Genomic DNA, 9,231 nt, shown 5'->3' with positions numbered 1-9,231 from the left:
GGGTTTAATGTGGGTGGGGTCAGCTAACCAACCTTCGTAATTGGAAAATTTCGCGCCGTGGAAGTACATTCCACTTAACCAAACAAAGACCACAGCGAGGTGCCCAAAGTGAGCACTGAAGATTTTGCGCGAAACATCTTCTAAATCGCTGGTCTGACTATCAAAATCATGGGCATTGGCATGGAGATTCCAAATCCAGGTGGTGGTTTTGGGACCTCTAGCTAAAGTCCGGTCGAAGTGACCCGGCTTGCCCCACTTCTCGAAGGAAGTTGGTACCGGATTGTTATCAACCGAGACTTTGGCCTTAGCCTCTCTTTCGGGTGGACTAATTGTCATGCAGGGTTCTCCTCGCTCGACAATGAACTATTAAGGGTTTCCTATGCAGAATAGTGTAATAGAGGAAGCGTAAAAAAGGGAATTAGTTTTCGCTTCATAATAACGATGTTAAACCTTGCACAGATAGGCGTTTTCAGCAAACATCACTAGAAGATAATACGGCCTCCCCCCCCCTAGGCAAGACCTGCGTAACAATAATTAAAAATTGCCCCAGCCCTGACCAGTTCTAGCTCCTGGATTTTGCAAAGACTTACAAAAGTCAAGATAAAGTTGAACTTTGTTACAAAAATTTACAGCATTTTCATCAATTTACAACTGATAGCAATGGACACCGTCAAAAATTAGATAGAAATTAATCAATGTTGTTGCTATAACGGCCTTAATTTTAAGAAATGTTAAGAAAAGGATTTTGGCAATGCTCTCCATAGATAAAAATTATGATCGCCCTTGGAACGATGGGGGCGTTTTACAAGTTGGCCCAGAAGCCGAACAGGAAAATCAGTCCGACGGTCTGGCTTGGACTCTGCTGGAATGTTTTGCGGAGGTTAAAAATCCCTGGTTGACTTTGAAAGGAGAAAGGTGGCAGGACGGCCAGGCCAGGAGATTGGATTATTGGCGAGTGGAAAAGGCTGATTCTTTGGTGTTGTTGCCCCAACAGGGCGATCGGCTGCTTTTACCCCATCCTATTTTCCGCCCGGGGATAGGCCGATCTACTTGGGATTTTCCCGGAGGAAGGCTCACGGATATAACTAAGGTGGAACTAACTTTGGCTGAAATTCTCAATCGGGAACTGGATGTCCCCCTGGATGCCATCACTGAAATAGTGCCCCTCAATCCCGGCGGTTGGACCGTTAATAGTTCTTTCTCCAACCAAAAGCTCTATGGCTATTGGATCAGGATCAACGAAGATTTTTCCCCCAACCCCAAGGCGATCGGAGCCGAGTTCCATGTCCCTTCACAACTAGTCGATTTGCTAAAAATTTTGGACTGTTTGCAATGTCGGGCCCTACTGCGGGAATGGCAACAGATTAATCACCGATTTGATGGTTCAGATTAAAAGCCTAAATTTGCCCCAGGAGTAAACTCCCCCCCAGGGCGATCGCCATTTCCTCTAATTACCCAGACTTATCATTTGCTTAAGCAAATGGTTGTTGATCTGGGATTTTATTTAACCTATGATATGGTGTAACAAATAACACTGTTTCTATGCATCTAGCGTCTACCATTGCTGCTTGGCTATGGTCGCGTCTCCTTGGGGCCTAGATAAAATCAGCCATTTCGGCCATCACTTTAATTGTATTAGCTTTTCCCTGTCTAGGTTCTAGACGGTCTTGGGTTCTTCGCACCGAGTAATCCGGAAAATTTTTCGGTGACTCGAACGTTTGGACGGCGAAAGTGGAACCTTGTTAACAAAATTTCCCACAACCCCCATGTTAGAAAGTTTAAGTCGAATTATCTGGCTAGTACCTTGCTACGCTCTCTTAGGTGCCCTCTTAGCAGTCCCTTGGTCACCGGGCTTAACTCGACAAACGGGGCCAAGACCGGCGGGCTATATCAGCACTTTAATGACTTTCACTGCATTTTTGCATAGTCTGCTAGTGCTTATCTATATTTGGCAGCAACCCGCCATCGATCTTTCTTTTCCCTGGCTACAGGCCGCTGACCTAGAGATTAGCTTTGATTTAAAAATATCCACCGTCAACATTGCTGCCTTAGTGGTGATTACTGGCCTTAACTTGGGGGCACAGATTTATGCCATTGGCTACCTAGAAAGGGACTGGGGCTGGGCCAGATTTTTCTCGCTAATGGCTCTATTTGAAGCGGGATTATGCACTTTAGTGTTGTGCAACTCACTGTTTTTCAGCTACGTTGTTCTGGAAATTTTGACCCTAGGGACCTATCTTCTCATTGGCTATTGGTTCAATCAATCCCTAGTGGTGACCGGGGCGAGGGATGCTTTTTTAACTAAACGGGTTGGGGATTTAATTTTATTAATGGGGGTGGTGGCCCTACTACCTCTGGCTGGAAGTTGGAATTATGATGATTTAGCCCAATGGGCTGCCAGTGCAGACTTAAATCCCACCGCCGCTACCCTGCTTTGTCTAGCCTTAATTGCTGGACCTTTGGCTAAATGTGCCCAATTTCCGCTCCATCTCTGGTTGGATGAAGCCATGGAAGGGCCGATTCCCGCCACCATTCTCAGGAATACAGTGGTGGTTTCAACGGGAGCATGGGTTTTGGTAAAAGTACAACCAATTCTGGCTCTTTCCCCTGTGGCTTTAACCTTCATGGTCACTGTCGGTTCCCTAACGGCGATCGGTGCTTCCCTCATCGCCATTGCCCAGATTGATATTAAGCGGTCCCTTTCCTATGTGGTTAGTGCCTATATGGGCTTGGTCTTCATTGCTGTGGGCACAGGGCAAGGAGAAACGGCTCTACAATTGATTTTCACCTACACCTTCGCCATGGCAATTTTGGTCATGTGTGTGGGGGGCATTATTCTTAACAATGTTAGCCAGGACTTGACCCAGTACGGTGGTCTTTGGAGTCGTCGTCCGATTTCTGGTTTGAGTTATCTGGTCGGGATTGCTTCCCTTATTGCCCTACCCCCCTTTGGCACCTTTTGGGCCTGGTTAAAACTGACAGAACATTTAGCAGAGACCAATCCCTTACTAGTGGGAGTTTTGTTAGTTGTCAATCTACTCACCGCCTTCAATGTAACCAGGGAATTTTGTTTAATTTTCGGTGGTGAAGCTAAACCGATGACTACCCGATCGCCAGAGGGTTTGTGGGCCCTGGTGCTGCCCATGGTGGTAACAGTGGGTTTTGCTCTGCATCTGTCCCTCATCTTAAAGCAAGGAAATTTATTGCCGGATTTTGCCGATATCAATTGGGGACTAAGCTCAGTCTTAATTATTTCTAGCTTGCTTGGTGTGGGAAGCTCAGCCTTTATTTACCTCAATCCCAAAATTAGTAAACCGATTAATTTACCCTTGCCCGCACTACAAAACTTTTTTGCCTATGACTTATATACAGACAAATTCTACAAAATCACCATTGTCGCCATCATTGACTCAATTTCTCGTTTGATTAACTGGTTCGACAAAACCTTTGTAGATGGAGTAATTAACTTAATCGGCATCGTAACAATTTTTAGTGGTCAGAGCCTGAAATATAACGTTTCTGGTCAGACGCAATTTTATGTTCTTTCCATCGTTCTAGGCTTGACTTTAATTGGCGCATTTCTCAGTTATTCCCTATTTGGCCAAGCATTTTAAGCCCAAGTCCAAGAAAATCAAAGCTGAACGAGTTCCATCCATTGGCTCTGGTTTGTGTTTGATTTTCCCCCGGCAAGATTTACCTTCATCCAACTGATTTATCACCTCTTTTTGCCATGCTTAGCCTGCTATTAATCCTGCCAGTTATCGGAGCTTTAATTATTGGCTTTTTTCCTGGCAACATACCAGCCAAACAACTGCGGCAAATCACCGAACTATTTGCTGTGTTGACCCTGGTTTGGTCATTGCTAGTGTTGTTTAAGTTTGATGTTACGGACCCCCAGTTTCAATTCCAGGAATATATACCTTGGATTCCCCAGCTTGGTTTAAACTACAGCCTTGCCATTGATGGGTTATCCCTCCCCCTAGTCATTCTTAATAACTTGTTAACGGGAGTGGCGATTTACAGTATTGGGCCCAACGTCAACAGGTCAAGACTTTATTATGGCTTGATTTTGTTAATTAATGCTGGTATTTCCGGTGCCCTACTAGCCCAAAACTTGCTTCTATTTATTGTCTTCTACGAACTGGAATTAATTCCCTTCTACTTGATGATCGCCATTTGGGGTGGGGAAAAGCGGGGTTATGCCTCCATGAAATTTCTGCTCTACACTGCCTTTTCTGGTCTGTTGGTGTTGGCGGCTTTTCTCGGCATGAGTTTGCTAAGTGGTAGCCATTCTTTTGATTACAACCCAGAAATTACCCAAACCTTCACTGAGTCTGCCCAAACCTTTCTGCTGATTCTAATTTTGCTAGGTTTTGGCATCAAAATTCCCCTAGTGCCTCTCCACACTTGGTTACCGGATGCCTACACAGAAGCTTCCCCCGCCACGGCCATTCTATTGGGGGGAATTTTATCCAAACTTGGAACCTACGGCATCATTCGCTTTGGTCTGCAATTATTTCCCCAAACCTGGGCCCAGTTTGCCCCGGTGCTAGCCATCATTGGCACCGTCACTGTACTGTACGGAGCCCTCTCGGCGATCGCCCAAAAAGATATTAAACGGATGGTGGCCTATAGCTCCATTGGCCACATGGGATATATCTTGGTGGCCGCCGCCGCTGGCACGGAATTAAGTGTGTTGGGGGCAGTGGCCCAAATGGTTAGCCACGGCCTGATTTTGGCCTTGTTATTTCACCTGGTTGGTATCGTCGAACGGAAAGCTGGTACCCGCGACCTGGATGTGTTGAATGGCTTGATGAATCCCATTCGGGGTTTGCCCCTCACTAGTGCCCTATTAATTACTGGGGGCATGGCCAGTGCTGGCATTCCTGGTTTGGTGGGGTTTGCAGCGGAATTCATCGTTTTCCAAGGCAGTTTTCCCACCTTTCCCATTCCTACCCTACTCTGCATTCTGGCTTCGGGTTTAACAGCGGTCTATTTTGTCATTCTTTTAAACCGTACCTGCTTTGGCAAGCTTGATAATCAACAGGCTTACTATCCGAAAGTATTAGCCTCGGAAATACTACCGGCCCTGGTATTAACCGCCATTATTTTCTTCCTCGGTGTTCAGCCCAACTATTTAGTGCATTGGACGCAAACCACCACCAATGAAATGATTGCCCAACTACCCCATGGCACTCCCGCTGTTGAGCAATTAGCCCAAGGGGTGACCTCGCCATAACTTTAACGCCGTTGCCATTGTCCGTTGTCTTGAGTGCAGTTTATTTTTCCCTCGTGAACCAGAAATGACTACCCTGACCCAAAACACCATCTTACCCCCCTCCACCCATCCCTTTGCTGACGTTATCCATCGCCTTGAAGCCGGTGGATCCATGTTGCCAGACACCCCAGAAAATTTGATGCAGATCATTGGCATTTACAAAGCCTATGCTGTGCCCATGGATTTTTACTGGCGGGATCTGCTCTACATTGCGGAGCGGGTTTTCCTGAATCCCCTACGTTTCTTTAAATATTTTTTGCCCCAGGAATATTTAGACCTAGCCAACCACTATGCTGGGGAGACTGCCGATCTGAGAATCTGGCGGGGGGAAGCTTCCGCCCATCCTGAGTTGCTGGAATTCATGGAAAAAGGCAACACCACCAAAATGCCCAAACTGTTTCATCACCTCTGGCATGACCGCATCAATATGGAGTTTGCGGAAGCCTGTATGCAAGCAATGCTATGGCATGGCCGAGATATGGGCATGGGCAAATTCGACGCTTACCTAGACAGTGATGAATATAAGGCCAACGCAGATAAAGCGATTCGCGCTTACTTCAAGGGTAATCCGCCTATGTTGGCGTTGTATAAACTTTTCCCTGATTTATTTTTGGAACAGGTTAGAGAACTATCCTACTATTCCAATTTGGGGCTTTTTTGGGAAGTGATGGCGCCAGTATTCTTTGAAATGTCCGACATTTACGATGAGGGTGGATTTAAAGGAGTTCCTGATGCCATGAACTTCTTAGTTAACGGTATTTTTGCCATTGCTGGCCGCCCCATTTATCACCATGTTTATATTGATGGCGAATGTTTAGAAATTATTCCCAAATCTAAAGGTTTTACTTGGCTTTATGAAGCGGCATTACCCTATGTGGAAGCTGTGTTTTACCGCACGGCGCCATTCCGGGGAACCAAATCCTACAATGCCCAGGCCAAACAGGTGCCAGACGAACAAAAGGATTTTCACTACGGTATTTTGTACGCCGATGTTTTCCCCGTTGGTACTGCGGGCATTCCCCCCACGTTGTTAATGGATGATATGTTGCACTTTTTACCGCCCTATTTGGTGGAATATTATCAAAAACATTGCCGGGGCGAAGACGATATGTTGGTGCAACTGGGGATTACCTTCCAGCGCTCAATGTACAATGTTACATCGGCAGTTATCCAGGCTTTACGGACAGCATTGTTATATCCCCTAGATGATCCTAACCCCCGGCATTTAGCTAAAAATCGACAATTTTTTGAAGCTCAAATTGACCGATTTCTCCGTCCTGAGGCCCGCTTAAAAGATATTCAAACTGATCGCTATCGTTAGTTGCCTTCAGTTTAACCTACAGACTGGGTTGAAATAAACTGAAATTTTGTCTTCAATCTCCCCATTTTTGGGAAAATTGTGAATTTTTTCTCCCTAATGGGGAAATTAAAAATTTTCCTCACCCCTGCTCCTGCTAACTGTTCCGTGCTTGCCCAACTAAGCTGAGTAAATCCATGCCTAACATTGTTGAAATTGCCGTGGCCGACGATAGATTTTCCACCTTGGTAACCGCTGTCACTGCGGCCAATTTGGTTGATGTATTGCAAAGCCCTGGGCCCTTTACGGTATTTGCTCCCACTGATGCGGCCTTTGCCAAACTTCCCCCTGGTACCATTACCACCCTAGTACAAAACATTCCCCAATTGGCGCGGATTCTGACCTACCATGTGGTTGCTGGAAAGCTTAACCAAGCCGATTTATGTCGCCTATCAACCGTTGATTCGGTGGAAGGTTCCCCGATCGCCATTGATTGTACGGAGGGATTTGAAGTGAAAAATGCTACGGTAATTATCCCCGATATCGAAGCGGACAACGGCATCATCCATGTGATTGATAATGTCATTCTGATGGGATAGGCATGGTGTCCCATTTGTGCAAAACCTGCGTCCCAGGGGGTAATGGCTTGGTATTCCAACTGCGGAGCCAATGGACTAGGATGGAAAATAGTAATCCCAACGGTAATGCTGTTGGTAGGAGCCATCTGTGAACAATTTTTCCCCCAAATTTGTTACCGTCAACCAATCAGGCCTAGGCTGTGGCTTGACCGTGCTGGCTGTGGCCTTGCTCCTCAGTGCCATTGGTCTGAAATGGGTTGTCAATGGCATTGCTCTATTAATTTTGCTGTTGTTTCTGGCACCCACGGTGGGCTTTTTGGTATTTCGCTGGTGGCTGAAGAGAAAATTGGTAGATGGGGATTGTCCCGTTTGTCAGTACCACTTCACCGGCTTTGATGGTCAACCATGCCGATGCCCGAGTTGTGGGGAAGTTTTGGAGGTAAGCAATGGCCAATTTACCCGTCCCACTCCCCCCGGCACCATTGACGTGCAAGCGGTGGACGTATCAGTTAAAGCCCTGGATGAATCCTGATCTTTATGGGATTCCAAGAGAATTTTCACTGTCGTTCTGACAGCCAATGGGCGATCGCCGGCGGCAGATCCCGTTGCACCTTGCCACTGACATACATACCAATGTGCCCCACAGGAAAGGATTGTACGGTGTAGTCACTGTTTTCGGGCAAATATTCCCCCAGAGCCAGGGAAGAAGCCGGGGCAACCAAATGATCTTTTTCGGCATATAAATTCAAAATGGGCATGGTGAGGTGGTGCAAATCCACCCGGCGATCGCCGATCATTACTTCCCCTTTAATTAACTTATTTTGTTGATAAAAATCCTTGAGGAATTGACGGTAAGTTTCCCCCGCTTGATCGGGACTATCAAAAATCCATTTTTCCATGCGGAGAAAGTTTAATAATTTGGCCTCATCCCCCATAATATTTGGCACATCCAGATACTTTTGATAACCCAATTGCAGGGGCTTGAGCATGAGAAATTCCAAATTAAGATAATCCCCTGGAATGTTGCCCATGGCATCCACCATTAGGTCAATGTCCACTGCTTCCGCCCCCAGGGTACAGCCCCCCCTGGCGTTTAATAAAGTACCGGGTTGCTCAAAGTCCACCGGGGCCACCATCACCACTAAGCTTTTAACTTTCTCAGGAAAAAGGGAAGCATAGCACAAACTAAATGTCCCCCCCTGACAGACCCCTAGGAGGGTGATTTTTTCCTGTTGGGAGCGCTGGCAAATTACATCGACACAGTTGTTTAAATAACCGCATAAATGATCCTCTAGGGTCAACCAACGATCGCCACGGGAAGGATAACCCCAATCAATTAGGTACACATCCAAACCCAGTTTAAGTAGGTTGGCCACCAGGGAACGCCCTTCTTGCAAGTCCACCATGTAGGGGCGATTCACCAAAGCGTAAACAATTAAGACAGGAACAGGCAGGGGATTTTCCACCACCGGTTGGAAGCGGTAAAGAACGACCTTATCTTCCTGGTAAATTGCCTCTTTAGGGGTAAAACCTACTTGAATATCATCTTCATTCAAACCCTGTAAATTTTCCAAGCCGGAGAGGAATTTTTCAGTAAAATCTAACGTTTCATGGAGATTTTCTTCCATGCCCATCTGAGCAAAAAAAGGCAACATAATTTTCAACCAATGAACAATAAAAAAAAGTAAAAACATTAACGGTTAATCAGCTAGCCAAGGGCATTATCCGAACAGACTGTAATTCTTTCTCTGCAATCCTTTGCTAAGATTTGCCGCTTTGAAAGATTTTGCCAGAATTTTTCCTCTAACTTAGCCATAAATATGCTTGGCAAATACCAATTCAATGGAGGAGGTATGGCAGGCTAGATCTTAACCTTGGTCTGATTCCATTTCTCCTAAACGCTTTTTCAAACTTTTAACTTCTTTCCGTAATTGATAAATAGTTTGATGAATTTCATCCACCTCCGAGCGAGTGGGTAAGTTGAGCGTTTTTAACCATGCTTCGAGAATTTCTTGTTGTTGAATCCGATAACGATTCAAGGCATTAATAAATTTGCCCCGTACTTTAAGATTTTCCTC

At 45.8% G+C, this 9,231-nt stretch carries 8 protein-coding genes and 1 pseudogene; 6 read left to right on the top strand and 3 right to left on the bottom strand.

Going from position 1 to position 9,231, the window contains the following annotated elements; all coding sequences use genetic code 11:
- A pseudogene (gene psaA, locus IQ219_RS12265) lies at positions 1–336 on the bottom strand (photosystem I core protein PsaA); the annotation flags it as partial.
- Between the two features lie 415 nt (positions 337–751).
- On the opposite strand from psaA, the gene IQ219_RS12260 reads away from it, so the two are divergent.
- The 6 genes from IQ219_RS12260 (at position 752) to IQ219_RS12235 (ending at position 7,685) form a co-directional block, all read left to right on the top strand.
- A complete protein-coding gene (locus IQ219_RS12260) occupies positions 752–1,393 on the top strand; it encodes a hypothetical protein (RefSeq protein ID WP_194072782.1) in 642 nt (213 codons plus the stop codon).
- 373 nt (positions 1,394–1,766) lie between these two features.
- On the top strand, positions 1,767–3,614 hold the full coding sequence (locus IQ219_RS12255) for an NAD(P)H-quinone oxidoreductase subunit F (RefSeq protein ID WP_194072781.1): 1,848 nt from the start codon (positions 1,767–1,769) through the stop codon (positions 3,612–3,614).
- 116 nt (positions 3,615–3,730) lie between these two features.
- Entirely contained in the window at positions 3,731–5,239 is a 1,509-nt protein-coding gene (locus IQ219_RS12250) for an NADH-quinone oxidoreductase subunit M (RefSeq protein WP_194072780.1), read from the top strand.
- Between the two features lie 64 nt (positions 5,240–5,303).
- Complete coding sequence (locus IQ219_RS12245; RefSeq protein ID WP_190598957.1) at positions 5,304–6,599, top strand: CO2 hydration protein; 1,296 nt, start codon at positions 5,304–5,306, stop codon at positions 6,597–6,599.
- A gap of 173 nt (positions 6,600–6,772) precedes the next feature.
- A complete protein-coding gene (locus IQ219_RS12240) occupies positions 6,773–7,174 on the top strand; it encodes a fasciclin domain-containing protein (RefSeq protein ID WP_194018494.1) in 402 nt (133 codons plus the stop codon).
- A 127-nt stretch (positions 7,175–7,301) separates the two neighbouring features.
- Positions 7,302–7,685 (top strand): hypothetical protein, encoded by a 384-nt coding sequence (locus tag IQ219_RS12235; RefSeq protein ID WP_190598955.1) that lies wholly within the window; start codon positions 7,302–7,304, stop codon positions 7,683–7,685.
- Positions 7,686–7,710: 25 nt separating this feature from the next.
- Here the strand turns inward: IQ219_RS12235 and IQ219_RS12230 are convergent, their stop codons facing one another.
- Together IQ219_RS12230 and IQ219_RS12225 are read right to left on the bottom strand one after the other, a co-directional pair.
- Complete coding sequence (locus tag IQ219_RS12230; protein ID WP_194072779.1) at positions 7,711–8,808, bottom strand: class III poly(R)-hydroxyalkanoic acid synthase subunit PhaC; 1,098 nt, start codon at positions 8,806–8,808, stop codon at positions 7,711–7,713.
- 213 nt (positions 8,809–9,021) lie between these two features.
- On the bottom strand, positions 9,022–9,231 hold a 210-nt coding region (locus IQ219_RS12225; protein WP_304650691.1), incomplete at its 5' end, for a poly(R)-hydroxyalkanoic acid synthase subunit PhaE.

This window comes from Synechocystis sp. LEGE 06083, from assembly GCF_015207725.1.
Taxonomy (GTDB): Bacteria; Cyanobacteriota; Cyanobacteriia; order Cyanobacteriales; family Microcystaceae; genus Synechocystis; species Synechocystis salina.
This window is presented reverse-complemented; position numbering and strand designations above follow the sequence as displayed.

What these genes read in the sequence shown, in the direction of transcription:
- IQ219_RS12260 (WP_194072782.1), top strand. Translation starts at nt 752, where the DNA reads ATGCTCTCCATAGATAAAAATTATGATCGCCCTTGGAACGATGGGGGC.
- IQ219_RS12255 (WP_194072781.1), top strand. Translation starts at nt 1,767, where the DNA reads ATGTTAGAAAGTTTAAGTCGAATTATCTGGCTAGTACCTTGCTACGCT.
- IQ219_RS12250 (WP_194072780.1), top strand. Translation starts at nt 3,731, where the DNA reads ATGCTTAGCCTGCTATTAATCCTGCCAGTTATCGGAGCTTTAATTATT.
- IQ219_RS12245 (WP_190598957.1), top strand. Translation starts at nt 5,304, where the DNA reads ATGACTACCCTGACCCAAAACACCATCTTACCCCCCTCCACCCATCCC.
- IQ219_RS12240 (WP_194018494.1), top strand. Translation starts at nt 6,773, where the DNA reads ATGCCTAACATTGTTGAAATTGCCGTGGCCGACGATAGATTTTCCACC.
- IQ219_RS12230 (WP_194072779.1), bottom strand. Translation starts at nt 8,808, where the DNA reads ATGTTGCCTTTTTTTGCTCAGATGGGCATGGAAGAAAATCTCCATGAA.